Origin of the sequence: Streptomyces sp. NPDC085944 (assembly GCF_040686295.1) — a bacterium.
Lineage (GTDB): Bacteria > Actinomycetota > Actinomycetes > Streptomycetales > Streptomycetaceae > Streptomyces > Streptomyces salinarius.
This window is the reverse complement of record NZ_JBFBJX010000001.1, coordinates 18,751-33,835: the sequence shown is the minus strand read 5'-3', so window position 1 is coordinate 33,835 and position 15,085 is coordinate 18,751. Positions and strand designations below refer to the sequence as shown.

Below are 15,085 nucleotides of genomic sequence, written 5' to 3'. Positions count from 1 at the left end.
CCATTCTCCCAGCCCGGCCCGCATCCGCGAAAACCGCTTTTCACCGCATGGGATACTCGGCTTCTGTACTACTTCCACGAACCCGAGCAGAACGGCAGCCACTCCATGGCCTCGGTCACGTCCCTCACCGCCTCCGTCCAGCAGCAGCTCGCGTCCGCCCTCACGGCCACCCGGCCGGAGGCCGCCGGCGCGGACCCGCTGCTGCGACGCAGCGACCGGGCGGACTACCAGGCCAACGGCATCCTCGCGCTGGCCAAGAAGGCGAAGGCCAACCCGCGGGAGCTGGCGACCGAGGTCGTCGCCCGCATCACCACCGGCGACGAGCTGATCAAGGACGTCGAGGTCTCGGGCCCCGGCTTCCTCAACATCACCGTCGCCGACCGGGCGATCACCGAGAACCTCGCCGCGCGCCTCGCGGACGGCGAGCGCCTCGGCGTGCCCCCGAAGGCGGACGCGGGCGTCACGGTCGTCGACTACGCCCAGCCGAACGTGGCGAAGGAGATGCACGTCGGCCACCTGCGCTCGGCGGTCATCGGCGACGCCCTGCGCGCCATGCTCGACTTCACCGGCGAGAAGACCATCGGCCGGCACCACATCGGCGACTGGGGCACCCAGTTCGGCATGCTCATCCAGTACCTGTTCGAGCACCCCGGCGAGCTGGCCCCGGCCGAGGACGTCGACGGCGAGCAGGCCATGTCGAACCTGAACCGGGTGTACAAGGCGTCGCGCGCGGTCTTCGACGCGGACGAGGAGTTCAAGGAGCGGGCCCGCAAGCGGGTCGTCGCCCTGCAGTCCGGCGACAAGGAGACGCTGGAGCTGTGGCAGCAGTTCGTGGACGAGTCGAAGGTCTACTTCTACTCCGTCTTCGAGAAGCTCGACATGGAGATCCGCGACGAGGAGATCGTCGGCGAGTCCGCGTACAACGACGGCATGCCGGAGACCGCCCGCCTCCTGGAGGAGATGGGCGTCGCGGTGCGCTCCGAGGGCGCGCTCGTGGTGTTCTTCGACGAGATCCGCGGCAAGGACGACCAGCCGGTGCCGCTGATCGTGCAGAAGGCGGACGGCGGCTTCGGCTACGCGGCCTCCGACCTGACGGCGATCCGCAACCGGGTCCAGGACCTGCACGCCACCACGCTGCTGTACGTCGTGGACGTGCGCCAGTCGCTGCACTTCAAGATGGTCTTCGAGACGGCCCGCCGGGCCGGCTGGCTCGGCGACGAGGTCACCGCGCACAACATGGGCTACGGCACGGTGCTCGGCGCCGACGGCAAGCCCTTCAAGACGCGTGCGGGCGAGACCGTGCGCCTGGAGGACCTGCTGGACGAGGCCGTGCAGCGGGCGGCGGAGGTCGTGCGGGAGAAGGCGCGGGACCTCACCGAGGACGAGATCCGGGAGCGGGCCGCGCAGGTCGGCATCGGCGCCGTGAAGTACGCGGACCTGTCGACCTCGCCGAGCCGCGACTACAAGTTCGACCTGGACCAGATGGTCTCGCTCAACGGCGACACCAGCGTGTACCTCCAGTACGCCTACGCCCGGATCCAGTCCATCCTCCGCAAGGCCGGCGAGGTCCGCCCCGCCGCCCACCCGGAGCTGGCGCTGCACGAGGCGGAGCGCGCGCTGGGCCTGCACCTGGACGCGTTCGGGGACACGGTCTTCGAGGCGGCCGCGGAGTACGCCCCGCACAAGCTGGCCGCGTACCTGTACCAGCTGGCGTCGCTGTACACGACGTTCTACGACAAGTGCCCGGTCCTGAAGGCCGAGACGCCGGCGCAGGTCGAGAACCGCCTGTTCCTGTGCGACCTCACGGCCCGCACCCTGCACCGGGGCATGGCCCTGCTGGGCATCCGGACGCCCGAGCGGCTCTGAGCCCCGCACGACGGACCGCGGCCCGTCCTCGCCCCGCAGGCGAGGACGGGCCGGACGGGCGCGTGCCCGGGCGGGCCGGTCAGATCTTGTTGGCCCACACCTTGAACGCGTCCTTGGTCTTGTCGCCGGCGATGCCGTCGATCTTGCCGGTGTAGTAGCCGTTGGCCTTCAGCAGGCGCTGCAGCGCCTTGACGGTGTTGGGGCCGACGATTCCGTCGATCGAGTCGTTGTAGCCCCAGTACTCGGCCAGGCAGCGCTGGAACGCCTTCCAGCTGTTGGTGCCCAGGTAGCCGTCGATCGAGTCGTTGTAGTTCCAGTGCTTCGCCAGCCAGCGCTGGACGTTCCTGGCCTCCGCCCGGGACAGCCCCAGGTTGACCACCGCGAGCGGTGCGACGGCCTCGGTGCTCACCGCCTGCTGCCGGGTCGGCTCGGGGGCCGCCGTGGCCGTGCCCGCGGCCGCCAGGCCGCCGGCCGCGATCCCGACGGCGGTGGTGGCACTGACGAGAGCCTTCGTGAGAGCCCGCATGCTGTTGTTCCCTCCGTGGACGTGATGGGCGGTGCCGACCGCACCGGCCGGCACCGCAACGAGACTGCGGGAGCCGCGCACGGCCCGGCCACCGTCTTCGGGGAAGTGACGCCGTCCCGGGACGCCTGGCGCTCCGACCTGCTGGGACGTCATGCGCAGTGGCGGGACGACGGGACGCCGCGGGCGACCGGGGGCCGGTGGACGGAACCGTCGTTCCTCGTCCACCGTGGTAAGAGATGCCGGGGACGACCGCCCCGCACGCGAGTGGTGGGGGGAACATGTCGCGGTGGAAAATGCTGCCCGCCGAACTGCACCCGCAGGTGCATCAGTTGATCGTGCGGCTGCGCAGACTCAAGGACCACGGTGAACTGGACGTCTTCCAGCTGGCGGCGAAGACCGGATACAGCGCGAGGTCGTGGCAGCGGTATCTGAACGGCAGGTCGCTGCCGCCCCGGGACGCCGTCGAGGCGATGGCCCGCGTCGCCGGTGCCGATCCGGTCCGGCTCCTGGTGCTGCACGAGATCGCCGCCGAACGCTGGGCTCAGGGGCCGGTTTCCGCCCCGGGCTCCTCGAAGGAGCGCGGCCAGGAGCCACCGGCACCCGCGACCGCCGGGCGGCAGCCGTCCGGGCGTGCGCTGCGGGTGGGGATCACTGCGGGGGCGGTGGCGCTGGTGCTGTCGGTGACCGCCAGCCTCCTGCTGGCGGTACGGCTCGCCGACGCGCACCGTCGGCTCGCGGACGCCCGTGCCGCCGCGGCGGCCCCGGCCACCGTGTCGGAGTCCCTGGTGCCGGTCGTCTACTCCTGTCGGCTGGAGCAGAGCGACGGCCGCTGGTACGCGGGCCTGAGCCGCACCTCGGACGCCATCCTGGCCTACACCCACGTCGGGCCCGAAGTGGCGGAGGCGCAGTGCCTGTTGCGCCGGGCGGGCGTCCCACCGGGAGACATCGACGGCGTGTTCGGACCGAAGACGCAGCGCGCGGTCCAGCGCATCCAGACTCGGGAGGGGCTGGTCGTGGACGGCGTCGTCGGCCCGCACACCTGGAAGGCGCTGCGGGAGGTGGAGCCGGAGTGACCACCGGGCACGCGCGGCTGACCGGGGCGCTGCGCGAGTTGAGGACGCGCACGGGCCTGAGCATGGCGTCGCTGGCGGGGCGGACCGGGTACAGCAAGTCGTCCTGGGAGCGCTACCTCAACGGCAAGAGCCTGCCTCCCCGGCAGGCCGTACGGGACCTGTGCCGGATCGCCGACGAACCGGACGGACGGCTGTCGGCCCTGTGGGAGATCGCCGAGTCGGAGTGGAAGGGACGCGCCGCGGTCCGCGCAGCCGACACCGGGAAGACGCGGCCACGGCCACCGTCGCCGGAGTCACCGGGCCCGAGACACCCGCCCGAGCAGACGGAACCGACAGGCTCCACGGACCCGGGGGCCCCGTGGAAGTCGACGGAACAGACAGGGCCGACGGATCGACCGGAGCCGCAGGCGCCGCCTAAGAGCGGCCGGCCGCACCGCCGCGGGAGGCGGCTGATGCTGGTTCTGCCATCGGCGTACACGGTGGTCGCCGGCGGCGTGGCCCTGGCGCTCTTCCTGCTGTCGGTCCCGGACCCCGGACGGGACGGGCCGCGGTCGGCGTCCCTCCCCTACTCCCGCGTCCCGCCGTGTCACGGCGCCGACTGCGAGGGCCGCGATCCCATGCGCCTGACCTGCGCCATCGGCCCCGGCACTCTCGCCGCGTACCGCACCACCACGGGTGCTCACGTGGAGATCCGGCACAGCGAGAAGTGCGCGGCGAGTTGGGCCAGGACCTGGGGGACGCGGATCGGCGACCGGCTGGAGCTGACAGTGAACGGGCCGGTCCACATCGCGCGCATCGCGCGGCAGGACGACACGGAGACCTACGTGTACACCGCCATGGCCGCCGTGCGTCCAGGCAGTACGATCCGGGCCTGCTTCCGGCCCGCGGCGGCCGACGGCGAGCGGGAGTGCGTCGAGGCGCGCGTGGACGTCGCATCGGCCACCACGCGGGCGCTGCCGTCACCCGGTTAGCGTCGGCGTCGGACGCGCCGGGGCCGGGCTCCCGCGTCGGCACCCGGCGGGCCCCGGCGGCGGTCACCGGACGCCCCTACGCCGCGCCCAGCCCCTCCCCCAGCCGTCGCAGCCCCTCCGCGATCTCGTCCGGGGTCTGCGTCACGAAGCAGAGCCGCAGCGTGGCGCGGTCGGGGTCGTCGGCGTAGAAGGGCGCGCCGGGGACGTACGCCACGTCGTGCCGGACGACCTCGGGGAGCAGGGCGGTGGTGTCGTACGCGTCGGGCAGCCGGACCCACAGGAACATGCCGCCCTCGGGACGGGTCCACGTCGCGCCCGCCGGGAGCGCGTCCGGGAGGCCCGCGAGCATGGCGTCCCGGCGTGTGCCGTAGGCGGCGGCGACGCGGGCGACGTGGGCGTCCAGGTCCCGGTCGGCGAGGTAGCGGGCGGCGGCGAGCTGGTTGACGGTGGGAGTGTGCAGGTCGGCGGCCTGCTTGGCGACCGCGCAGGCCCGGCGCAGGGCGGCGGGGGCCCGCAACCAGCCCAGGCGCAGGCCGGGCGCCATGACCTTGGAGAAGGAGCCCAGCAGCACGGTCCGGTCCCGGGCACCCTCGTAGGAGGCGATCCACGGCACCCGCTCGCCCTCGAAGCGCAGCTCGCCGTACGGGTCGTCCTCGACGATCCACAGGCCGCACCGTCCGGCGACCTCGGCGACGGCGGCGCGGCGGGCGGCGGGCAGGGTGCGGCCGGTGGGGTTGGAGAAGGTCGGGACCGTGTAAAGCAGCTTGGGACGCTCGCGCACCACCAGCTCCTCCAGCGCCCGGGGGTCGATCCCGTCCTCGTCCCCGGGGACGGCCACCACCCGGGCGCCCGCGAAGCCGAAGGCCTGGAGCGCGGCGAGGTAGCAGGGGCGCTCGACGAGGACGGTGTCGCCGGGTTCGAGCAGCGCGGTGGCGAGGAGCGACAGGGCCTGCTGGGAGCCGGTGGTGACGAGGACGTCCTCGGCGTCCGTGGCCAGTCCGCGCGCCGAGGTGCGGGCGGCGAGCGCGGCCCGCAGGCTGGGCTCGCCCTCGGTGGTGGAGTACTGGAGGGCGCGGGCGGGCTGCTCCGCGAGAACGTCCCGGTACGCGGCGGCGATGCCGTCGGCGTCGAAGAGTTCGGGGGCCGGCAGCCCGCCCGCGAAGTTGATCACCTCGGGGCGGGCGGTGACGGCGAGGATGTCCCGTACGGGCGAACCGCCGATCGACCGGACCCGCGCGGCCGGCTGCGGCGGCGGAGCGGTCACGGGGGCGGCGGCGGTGGGCGCGTTCTCAGTCACGGTCATGCGGGCAGCGTAAAGAAGTACGTGCCGCCTACAAGCGCCTTTCCGCGATCCGGACACCGGGGGGCGCGACGCGCGGCTGCCGGGGCGTCAGACCTTGGCGCCCAGCCCGCCGTACACGTTGATGTCCGCGTCCGTGACGTCGTTGATGTCCCTGTACCGGACCTTCTCGATGTCGTCGAGCCCGGCGAGGTACGACTCCTCCGGCTGCTCGGGCACCGGCGCCGCGTGGTCCGGCCGCCAGCGGTGCACCGGCACGACGCCCGGCTCGGCGAGTTCGAGACCGGACTCGGTGAAGAAGCGCTCGACGCCGGCGCGGGAACGCAGCACGAAGGTGAACCCCCGCTCCGTGTACGTCCGCTGGACCGCGCGGATGTTCTCCGGGTTGAGGTCCTCCGTGAGGTGGCTGAGCACGAGCCTGCTTCCCGCGGGCAGCGCGTCGACCAGTTCGCGGACGATCGGGTAGGCCTCGGCGTCCTCCAGGAAGTGCAGGACGGCGACGAGGCAGAGCGCCACGGGCCGGTCGAAGTCGAGTGTCTCGGCAGCCTGTTCGAGGATCCGCGCCGGGCTCTTCAGGTCGGCGTCGACGTAGTCCGTACGCCCCTCGGGACCGCTGGTGAGCAGGGCGCGGGCGTGGGTGAGGACGACCGGGTCGTTGTCGACGTAGACGACCCGCGACTCGGGGGCGATGCGCTGGGCGATCTGGTGCACGTTCTCGGCGGTCGGCAGCCCGGTGCCGATGTCGAGGAACTGCCGGATGCCGTCCTCGCGGGCGAGCCCGGTCACCGCGCGCCGCAGGAAGTCGCGGTTGTGCCGTACGTCGAGATAGCCGCGCGGGTTGGCGGCGAGGCCGGCGGCCGCCGCGTCGAGGTCGGCGGGGTAGTGGTCCTTGCCGCCGAGGAAGACGTCGTAGACGCGCGCCGGATGCGCCTTGCTGCTGTCGATCCTCCTCCGCAGCTCCGCGGGGTCCTGGCCGAGGGCGTCACCGGGCACGGGGCGTCCCACCTTTCGCATGTCGTCTGACGAAGCGACCCGTTCGATGGTCAACAACCTATCCTCAGAACGCACTTGCGGCGTCCGGCTCGCCTCAGTCGCCCTCGACCAGCTCCCAGCCGCCGTCGCCGCCGAGCGGGTAGGCGTAGTAGGAGGCGTCCCGGGAGGCACTGGTGCGGAACGGCCGGCCGTGGTCGTCGACGCGCGTGACCCCGTGCCGGCCGCCGCTGGACCACTCCAGCTCCAGGTACCAGCGCACGTCCTGCCCGCCGGTGTGCGCGGTGACGTGGAAGACCTCCGCGTCGGACTCACTGACGCTGTACGGGAAGTCCCGCTGGCCCCCGATGGGCGTCGCGGTCGGGGTGCCCAGGTCGAGCGAGACGTCGAAGGACTCGGTGTCCACCTGGCCACCGCAGCCGTTGCCCATCACGTACTGGTTCCAGTCCAGCGCCGGCCCGCTGCTCACCACCCGGACGTGCAGATCCTGCAGGATCACCGTCTCCGGACCGGTGCCCTGCACGGTGAGGACGACCTCCTGCCGGTTCGCGGAGACCGCCTTGAGGGGAGCCGCCCAGCCGACGGCACCCTGCTGCGGCGGCGGCTTCGGCACGTTCTCGGGGCTGCGGTCGACCAGGAAGGCGTGGTCGCAGGGCAGGTACCAGTAGTAGGGGTTGGTCGCCACGGTGAAGGGGGTCCCGGTGGGCGGTGCCTGCCGATTCGGCGTGGCGCCGCCCGTCCGCGTCGGCGACGCGGAGGGCGACCCGGACGGGGCGGGGGAAACGGACGGGGAGGACGAGGTGGAGGGGCTCGCACTCGGGGACGCCGGCGCGGTGCCGGACGGCGACGCGGAGGAGTGCGCGACGGCCTCGGCGGGGCGGCGGCGCCCCTCGGTGCCGTCCGGGGACGACACGAGGCTGGCCACGAGCGCCACGGCGGCACTGACGGCGACGACGCCGGTCGCGGCGTAGAGCGCGGCACGCGGAACGCGACGTCGGGGCGGGACGGGTGGGGCGGGTGGGGCGGGTGGAGTGAGGACGGCCGGGGCGCTGTCCGCGACCGCGGGCTCCTCCGGCTTCTCGCGCTCCTCCAGTTCCTCGGGCTCCTCACTCCCGGCGCCCTCGGAGTCCTTGGGGCCCTCCGGCTCCTCGGACCTCTCGGTCTCCTCCTTCTTCACGCCGCGCAGCGCGTCCGCGCGGATCCAGCGGCGGTGGAGTTCGAGCAGTTCCTCGGGCGTCGCCCGGCACACCCGGGCGAGGCGTTCGACGGGCGCGAACTCGACCGGCACCACCTCCCCGCTGACGTACCGGTGCAGGGTCGAGCCGCTCATGTGCAGCCGCTTGCCGAGTGCCCCGTAGCTGAGTCCGGACCGCTCCTTCAGCTCCCGAAGCAGTCCCGCGAAGTCGTCCCCCGCCACCGTTCCTCCCTGTGCTCGCATCCCCGTACCGCATCCCAGAGGGACCCCGTTCCCGCAGGTCAGGGCGTTCCCGGCGTCCCACCGTCCCGTCTCTTCCCCCGTCGCTGGCGGCCGGGACGAGCACGACCGCAAGCTGTGGTCATCAAAGCAGCCGCTCCCGCCGAACGGTCGAGCGGCTCGCCCCAAGTCCCTTGTGTGAAGGAGAACGTCCATGTCCGCACGCCGCCTCACCCGTACCCGTCTGTTCGCCGCCACCACGGTCGCGCTGGCCGCGCTCTCCCTGACGGCCTGCGAGGGCGACGAGCTCACGGGATCCCCGGCTCCCGAGTCCTCCACCTCCGCGCCGGCGGGCGGCAACAGCGCCCGGCCGGCGGGCGGGGCGAAGGGCGACGCGGGTGACACCGGTGACACCGGGGCGACCGGCTCGACGGGCTCGGCCGGCAACGCCGGGAACGGCAAGGCACCGGGCTCCGGCACCGGAGCCGACAAGGCCTCCGGTGGTAGCGCCTCCGCCGGCTCCGGCGGCACCGACGGCTCCGACTCGGAGGCGCCCGGCACGTGCTCCGCCGCCGACGTCCGCATCACCGCCGCGAACGCCCCCCGCCCGATCAACCACCTGCTGCTGACCGCCACCAACACCGGCTCGAAGACGTGCGCGCTGCCGCCGTACCCGGCGGCGCGGTTCGGCGAGGCCCAGGCGGTGCCGCCCGTCGCCGAGTCCAGCAAGCCGCAGTCGCTGACGACGCTGGCCCCCGGCGAGCCCGGCTACGCCGGGGTGCGCCTGTCGTCGGGCGACGGCAGCGGCGAGAACGGCTACGAGACGACCGCCCTCACCATCCCCTTCGAGGACGGCTCCATCGCCCGGGTCAAGCTGCCCTCGGGCGGCGTGTACGTCGACACCGCGCTGACGGTCACCTACTGGCAGACCAGCGCGTCGAACGCCCTCGAGTACTGAAGGGGTGAGCGCACCAGCACGCCCTGCCGCAAGGGCCGGCACAGGTCGCTCAGCGCAGCGTGCGGGCGACCTCGGTCGCCCAGTACGTCAGGATGTTGCGCGCGCCCGCCCGCTTGATCCCGGTGAGGGACTCCAGGATGGCCCGGTCGCGGTCGATCCAGCCCTTCTCGGCGGCGGCCTCGATCATCGAGTACTCGCCGGAGATCTGGTAGGCGGCGACGGGCACGTCGGAGGCCTCGGCGACCTTGGCGAGGATGTCGAGGTAGGGACCGGCCGGCTTGACCATCACCATGTCGGCGCCCTCCTCCAGGTCCAGCGCCAGCTCCCGCATCGCGTCGCGCGCGTTGGCGGCGTCCTGCTGGTAGGTCTTCCGGTCGCCCTTGAGCGACGACCCGACGGCCTCGCGGAAGGGCCCGTAGAAGGCGGAGGCGTACTTGGCGGTGTACGCGAGGATCGCGACGTCCTCCCGCCCGATCTGGTCGAGCGCGTCCCGGATGACGCCGATCTGCCCGTCCATCATCCCGCTGGGCCCGACGACGTGGGCGCCCGCGTCGGCCTGGACCTGCGCCATCTCGGCGTACCGCTCGAGCGTGGCGTCGTTGTCGACCCGCCCCCGGTCGTCCAGTACCCCGCAGTGCCCGTGATCGGTGAACTCGTCGAGGCAGAGGTCGGACATGACGAGCAGTTCGTCCCCGACCTCGGCCCGCACGTCCCGCAGCGCGACCTGCAGAATTCCGTCGGGATCGGTCCCGGCGGTCCCCGCGGCGTCCTTCTTCCCGTCCTCCGGCACCCCGAAGAGCATGATCCCGGAGACCCCGGCCTCGACCGCCTCCGCGGCCGCCTTCTTCAGCGTGTCCCGGGTGTGCTGCACGACACCGGGCATCGCCGCGATCGGCACCGGCTCGCTCACGCCCTCGCGGACGAAGGCGGGAAGGATGAAGTCGGCGGGGTGCAGCCGGGTCTCGGCGACCATCCGACGCATCACGGGGGTGGTCCGCAGCCGCCGGGGCCGGGCGCCGGGAAAGGATCCGTACGTCGTCATACCACCTACGCTACGCCCGCCCCACCCGTGCCTTTGCCGACGGAGAGTCGGCCCGCACCCGCCCGTGCGACGCTTGACCTCAACCAAACTTCAGCTTCTACGGTCGGCGCCATGGACTACTCGCACACCGACGCCGAACTGATCCGCCAGCCCGTCGGCTACTGGAGCTGGGCGACGTACCGGGCCGTCGTCTCCCGCACCCGGGCGGCCCTCGCCGAACTCGGCACCACCCAGCCCCAGTGGTGGGTGCTCGCCCAGGTCGCCCGTGCCGCCACCCCGAGGACCCGCGCCGAGGTCTCCGGCCTCCTGCGGGACTACCTCGACACGGGCCCGGAGGCGATGGAGTCGGAGATCGACGCGACGATCACGGCGGGCTGGATCGTCCAGACCGCCCCCGGCAACCGGCTCGCCCTGACCCCGGAGGGCAGCACGTTCTTCGAGAGGGCCGCCGCCGTCCAGGACGACCTGTGGAAGGAACGCCACGCCGGAATCTCCGACGAGGAGTACCTGACCACGATGCAGGTGCTCCAGCGCTTCATCCGCAACACGGGCGGCCGGGCCTGGCACCACTAGGGTCCGTCCGGCCCGGCCCGGACCTGTCCGATTCCTTCAAGAGACCGGCGACGGCGACCCGCTACGGTCGGCCCCATGAACGGCACCGGCAGCGAGTCCCGCCACCTGAGCATCCGCGTCGACCGCCCCGTCGACGAGGTCTACGCCTACGCCTCGGACCCGGCCAACCTGCCCGCGTGGGCCCACGGCCTCGGCGGGACGATCGAGAGGGTCGCGGACGCATGGATCGCGGACTCCTCACCCCTCGGCCGGGTCAAGGTCACCTTCGCCCCCCGCAACGACCTGGGCGTACTCGACCACCACGTCACGCTCCCCTCCGGGGAGACCGTCTACAACCCGGTCCGCGTCATCGCCGACGGCACGGCGAGCGAGGTGGTGTTCACCCTGCGCCGGCGGCCGGGGACGACCGACGCCGACTTCGAGCGCGACGCGGGCACGGTGGCCGCCGACCTGGCCCGGCTCAAGGAGCTGCTGGAGTCCGCCTAACGTGCGGCCGGAGGCCCGGCCGGGGGCGCGACCGGCGGCCAGGGCACGTCGGCCAGCAGCGGAAGCAGCACCTCCTCCTCGTAGTCGAGGTGGGCGTTCAGCTCCGCGGACATCGCCGCGAGTTCGTGCCGGAAGCGCCCCGGCTCGGCGACGGCGACGCCCGCCAGCAGTGCCGCCAGTTCTCCCTGGATTCGGGCGACCGTGCGGTGCTCCTCGGCGAGCCGGTCGAACACGTCCGCCAGCTGGGGATGGTGCCGGGCGGTCCCGGGAAACAGGTGCCCGTCCTCGCTGTCGTGATGGAACTCCAGCACCTGGCAGAACGCCAGACACCGCTGCCGGATCTGCAGCCCGAGACTCGGCGGCGCACCGGCCGCCGCCCCCGGGGCCGCGAAGTGGGCCCCGACCTCGGCCCGCACCTGCCGCAACTGCCCCCGCAACCAGGTGTGCACCTCCACCAGCTTGTCGGCGAGGGTGCGGACCTCACGGGGCCGCCCCACCCACTCCTCGGGCTCGGCCTGCCCCAGCACCACGACCGGCAGCGGCCTGCTGGTGCCGGCCTGGTAGTCGCCGTAGCCGGGCGCCTCCCGTACGACGTGCGCGAACAGCTCCTCGCGCCGCTCCCCCTCGGCGGGCACCGCGAGCGCCTCGAAGCTCGCCGTGCCCACCTCCACCCGGACCAGGGGGTGGGCGAGCAGGTTGTAGTACCAGCCGGGATGCCGCGGCCCGCCGAGGTTGGACCCGACCACGAGCAGGGAGTCCCCGTGGCGGACGTAACCGAGCGGCGTGGTCCGCCGGGCCCCCGACCGGGCACCGGTGGTGGTCAGCAGAAGCAGATCCCCGCCTTCGAAGGGGCCGCCGACCTTCCCTTCGTTGGCGCGGAATTCGTCGATGACGGACTGATGGAACGACGTGGGCATACGGTTCTGAGTCTCCAGGACGGCAGGCCGCGGCAACGGCGACGTCACGTGCCGCGGCGTGCGAAGAATGAGGGGGCAAGCACGAGACCGACGCGCGAAAGCGACGCGTCGGACGACTCGGAATCAGGGCGCGGAGTATGGACGCATCGCGTACCCCTTGCAGGAAGGGCGCTCGCCCGATCGCCGGCCGGCCCACTGCTCTTTGACCGACGCCACGCGGCACCGCCCTCATTACACGCACCGGCCCACCGGACTGTCAACGCACGGCACCCGCGCCGCTCTGCCGGCGGCAGAACACGGCCGGACCGGGATCGACCATCGCTACGGTCCAGTCTCATGACGACGACTACGACGCGTACGGTCGAGTACCCGGCCGACGGTTTGACGATGATCGGGCACCTCGCGCTCCCGGCCGATGCCGGCCGCCGGCCCGCGGTGCTGCTCGGGCCGGAGGGCATGGGGCTCAGCGACGTCGAACGCCGCCGGGCCGATGCTCTCGCCGAACTGGGATACGTGGCGCTGGCCTTCGACCTTCACGGCGGGCGCTATCTGGGTGATCCCGAGGAGATGCTGGCCCGTTGCATGCCGCTGCTCGCTGATGCCGACCGGATGCGGGGCATCGGCCGTGCGGCGCTCGACGTGCTGTGCGCCGAACCGCGGACCGACCCCGACCGGATCGCCGCTGTCGGTTACGGCACCGGGGGCGCCATCGCGCTGGAACTCGGGCGTGCGGGCGTCGGCCTGCGCGCGATCGGGACGGTCAACGCACTGACCACGGGCCGGCCGGGCGAGGCGGCACGCATCCGCTGCCCGGTGTGGGCCGGGGTCGGGTCGGAAGACCCGATCATGCCGCCCGCGCAACGGAACGCGTTCACCGCCGAGATGCAGGCCGCGGGCGTCGACTGGCGCCTCACGGTCTACGGCGGCGCGTTGCACGCCTTCCACCACCCGCCGGTCGACCATCCCACGGTCCCCGGCGTCGGCCATCACCCTCGACACGCACGGCGCGCCTGGCGCGACGTCGTCGACCTGCTCAGCGAGTGCCTGCCGGTGACGGAGGACCCGGGGGCATGACCCGGGTGGGTGTGCCGACGCCTGGTCCGGCTGAGGCCGGATCTCGATCATCTCTTCAGCCCTCGGGAGCGACGGAGCCGACCGGGTCGGCGTGCATCTCGGTCACACCCCTACGCGACCCGTACGACGTGCTTGCCCCGCACGCCCCCGGCAGCCAGGGCCCGTTGGGCGTCGGCGGCCCCGTCGAGCGGGTGGACGGTGTCGACGACGGGGACGATGTCACCGCGTTCGGCGAGCCGGGCGGCCTCGGCGAGCAGCGCGCCGTCGGGATTGCCGCTGAAGAAGCGGATGCGCCCCTTCCCGTGGACGGCGGAACCGAGCACGGTACCGAGCCACGCCAGCGGCCGGTCGAGGTCGGGGGCGACGGCGACCATGCGCCCGCCCGGCGCCAGCAGCCGCCGCACCCGGGCCTGCTCGGTACCGACGGTGTCGAGGACGACGTCGAAGCGGCCGAGCGCGGACAGCGCGGTCGTCCGGTGGTCCAGCGCCTCCTCGGCGCCCAGCCCCCGCACGAAGTCGAGGTTCCGCCCGCCCGCGAGCGCGACGACACGCGCCCCGAGCACCTTTCCCACCTGCACGGCGACACTGCCGACGCCGCCGCTCCCGCCCCGCACGAGCAGCCGCTCACCGGGTTGCAGGGCGGCCTTGTCGCGCAGCGCGGTCACCGCCGTGGTCGCACCGGCGAGCAGCGAGACGGCCTCCTCCGGGGTGAGGTTCTCGGGGGCGGGCGCGATCCGCCGGGGGCTGACGGCGACGTACTCGGCCATGCTGCCGGTACGGCGCCCCAGCAGCCCCCACACCCGCTCGCCCTCCCGGACCCCGCGCACCGAGGCCCCGACCTCGGCCACCTCCCCCGCGAAGTCGAGGCCGCACCCCTTGGGAAAGGCCCGGCCGGTCACCAGACGCAACTTGCCCGTCCGGTCGTGCAGGTCCCCGCCGTTGACCCCGGCGGCGCGCACCCGCACCAGCACCTCGTCGGGTCCGATGCCCGGCACCGGCCGCCGCCCGACGTACAGCACCTCGGGAGGCCCGTACCGGTCGAAGAGAACTGCCTTCATCTCACCCATGTCTCGCACCCATGCCTCTGGTCCACGTCGCGTTCAGGAAGTGCGGAGACGGGGTCCGCGTCCGCTAACCTCACGCTAGACGCCTAAGTGGACGGCGCCCTCCACTTAACCCGGAAGTGAGAAACATGCCGGACCAGCCCTCTCACAAACCCTCGGCGCACACCACCGAGGACGCGGAGGCCCCTGCGCCGGACGCCCTGCGCGCCGACGCCCGCCGCAACCGCGAACGCGTCCTGGATGCCGCGCGAGCGGTCTTCGCCGCCCAGGGTGTGGACGCCCCGATGAGCGCGGTCGCCCGCCGGGCCGGCGTCGGCGTGGCCACCCTCTACCGCCGCTTCCCCACCCGCTCCGCCCTCGTCACCGCCGCCTTCGAGGACCAGCTGGCCGTGTGCGCGACCGCGTTCGACGAGGCCATGGCCGACCCCGACCCGGGCCACGGCCTGTACGCCCTCCTGGAAAAGGTGTGCACCACCCTGGTCGCCGACCGCGGCTTCGAGACCGTCTTCATGGCCGACTTCCCCGAGGCCCTGGACTACGACCGGGAACGCGCCATCGCCGCGGACCGCCTGTCCCACCTGGTCCAGCGCGCCCGCGACACCGGCCGGCTCCGCGAGGACTTCGCCCCCGCCGACATCCCTCTCCTCCTCCTGGCGGTGACCGGCCTGGCGTCCCAACCGCCCGAAACCGCCGTCCCCGCCGCCCGTCGCCTCCTCACCTACCTCTTCCAGTCCTTCCAGGCCCACCCGCCGTCCCGCCCGGGGCCCCTTCCACCCGCGCCACCGCTGGACCTGACCGGGCTGCACGGCCCGCCGGGGCGCCCGTAACCCC

The 15,085-nt window shown here is 73.2% G+C and carries 15 protein-coding genes; 8 read left to right on the top strand and 7 right to left on the bottom strand.

Annotated elements, in window-relative coordinates; all coding sequences use genetic code 11:
* Nucleotides 1-105 precede the first annotated feature (105 nt).
* The gene (gene argS / locus AB0P07_RS00185; RefSeq protein ID WP_365542933.1) at nucleotides 106-1,866 is read left to right on the top strand and encodes an arginine--tRNA ligase; all 1,761 of its coding nucleotides are present in this window, start codon (nucleotides 106-108) and stop codon (nucleotides 1,864-1,866) included.
* A 79-nt stretch (nucleotides 1,867-1,945) separates the two neighbouring features.
* On the opposite strand, the gene AB0P07_RS00180 is transcribed toward argS, so the two are convergent.
* Nucleotides 1,946-2,392: a peptidoglycan-binding domain-containing protein gene (locus AB0P07_RS00180; protein WP_365542930.1), complete on the bottom strand. Its 447-nt coding sequence runs from the start codon at nucleotides 2,390-2,392 to the stop codon at nucleotides 1,946-1,948.
* 278 nt (nucleotides 2,393-2,670) lie between these two features.
* Between AB0P07_RS00180 and AB0P07_RS00175 the strand changes: the two genes are divergently transcribed.
* Together AB0P07_RS00175 and AB0P07_RS00170 are read left to right on the top strand one after the other, a co-directional pair.
* Complete coding sequence (locus tag AB0P07_RS00175) at nucleotides 2,671-3,465, top strand: peptidoglycan-binding protein (RefSeq protein WP_365542927.1); 795 nt, start codon at nucleotides 2,671-2,673, stop codon at nucleotides 3,463-3,465.
* Nucleotides 3,462-4,436: a helix-turn-helix domain-containing protein gene (locus tag AB0P07_RS00170; RefSeq protein ID WP_365542924.1), complete on the top strand. Its 975-nt coding sequence runs from the start codon at nucleotides 3,462-3,464 to the stop codon at nucleotides 4,434-4,436. Before AB0P07_RS00175 ends, AB0P07_RS00170 begins: the two co-directional genes overlap by 4 nt.
* Nucleotides 4,437-4,512: 76 nt before the next feature.
* On the opposite strand, the gene AB0P07_RS00165 is transcribed toward AB0P07_RS00170, so the two are convergent.
* The 3 genes from AB0P07_RS00165 to AB0P07_RS00155 form a co-directional block, all read right to left on the bottom strand.
* Nucleotides 4,513-5,739, bottom strand: coding sequence for a PLP-dependent aminotransferase family protein (locus AB0P07_RS00165; RefSeq protein ID WP_365542921.1), 1,227 nt, complete (start codon nucleotides 5,737-5,739; stop codon nucleotides 4,513-4,515).
* A gap of 87 nt (nucleotides 5,740-5,826) precedes the next feature.
* Nucleotides 5,827-6,729: an SAM-dependent methyltransferase gene (locus AB0P07_RS00160; protein ID WP_365542918.1), complete on the bottom strand. Its 903-nt coding sequence runs from the start codon at nucleotides 6,727-6,729 to the stop codon at nucleotides 5,827-5,829.
* Nucleotides 6,730-6,823: 94 nt separating this feature from the next.
* On the bottom strand, nucleotides 6,824-8,143 hold the full coding sequence (locus AB0P07_RS00155) for a helix-turn-helix transcriptional regulator (protein ID WP_365542915.1): 1,320 nt from the start codon (nucleotides 8,141-8,143) through the stop codon (nucleotides 6,824-6,826).
* A 211-nt stretch (nucleotides 8,144-8,354) separates the two neighbouring features.
* Between AB0P07_RS00155 and AB0P07_RS00150 the strand changes: the two genes are divergently transcribed.
* Complete coding sequence (locus AB0P07_RS00150; protein ID WP_365542912.1) at nucleotides 8,355-9,098, top strand: DUF4232 domain-containing protein; 744 nt, start codon at nucleotides 8,355-8,357, stop codon at nucleotides 9,096-9,098.
* Nucleotides 9,099-9,147: 49 nt separating this feature from the next.
* On the opposite strand, the gene hemB is transcribed toward AB0P07_RS00150, so the two are convergent.
* Complete coding sequence (gene hemB / locus AB0P07_RS00145; protein WP_102929620.1) at nucleotides 9,148-10,140, bottom strand: porphobilinogen synthase; 993 nt, start codon at nucleotides 10,138-10,140, stop codon at nucleotides 9,148-9,150.
* A 111-nt stretch (nucleotides 10,141-10,251) separates the two neighbouring features.
* On the opposite strand from hemB, the gene AB0P07_RS00140 reads away from it, so the two are divergent.
* Entirely contained in the window at nucleotides 10,252-10,713 is a 462-nt protein-coding gene (locus AB0P07_RS00140) for a MarR family winged helix-turn-helix transcriptional regulator (RefSeq protein WP_365542909.1), read from the top strand.
* Between the two features lie 75 nt (nucleotides 10,714-10,788).
* Nucleotides 10,789-11,199, top strand: coding sequence for an SRPBCC family protein (locus tag AB0P07_RS00135; RefSeq protein ID WP_365542906.1), 411 nt, complete (start codon nucleotides 10,789-10,791; stop codon nucleotides 11,197-11,199).
* Here AB0P07_RS00135 and AB0P07_RS00130 read toward each other — a convergent pair.
* Nucleotides 11,196-12,116 carry a nitroreductase/quinone reductase family protein gene (locus AB0P07_RS00130; protein WP_365542903.1) on the bottom strand — a complete coding sequence of 307 codons (921 nt, stop codon included), beginning with the start codon at nucleotides 12,114-12,116 and terminating at the stop codon, nucleotides 11,196-11,198. The two genes, AB0P07_RS00135 and AB0P07_RS00130, sit on opposite strands and share 4 nt — an antisense overlap.
* A gap of 336 nt (nucleotides 12,117-12,452) precedes the next feature.
* Between AB0P07_RS00130 and AB0P07_RS00125 the strand changes: the two genes are divergently transcribed.
* Nucleotides 12,453-13,190 (top strand): dienelactone hydrolase family protein, encoded by a 738-nt coding sequence (locus tag AB0P07_RS00125; RefSeq protein ID WP_365542900.1) that lies wholly within the window; start codon nucleotides 12,453-12,455, stop codon nucleotides 13,188-13,190.
* Between the two features lie 110 nt (nucleotides 13,191-13,300).
* Here AB0P07_RS00125 and AB0P07_RS00120 read toward each other — a convergent pair whose 3' ends face one another.
* On the bottom strand, nucleotides 13,301-14,257 hold the full coding sequence (locus tag AB0P07_RS00120; RefSeq protein ID WP_365542897.1) for an NAD(P)-dependent alcohol dehydrogenase: 957 nt from the start codon (nucleotides 14,255-14,257) through the stop codon (nucleotides 13,301-13,303).
* Nucleotides 14,258-14,382: 125 nt separating this feature from the next.
* On the opposite strand from AB0P07_RS00120, the gene AB0P07_RS00115 reads away from it, so the two are divergent.
* Entirely contained in the window at nucleotides 14,383-15,081 is a 699-nt protein-coding gene (locus AB0P07_RS00115) for a helix-turn-helix domain-containing protein (protein WP_365542894.1), read from the top strand.
* Nucleotides 15,082-15,085 lie beyond the last annotated feature (4 nt).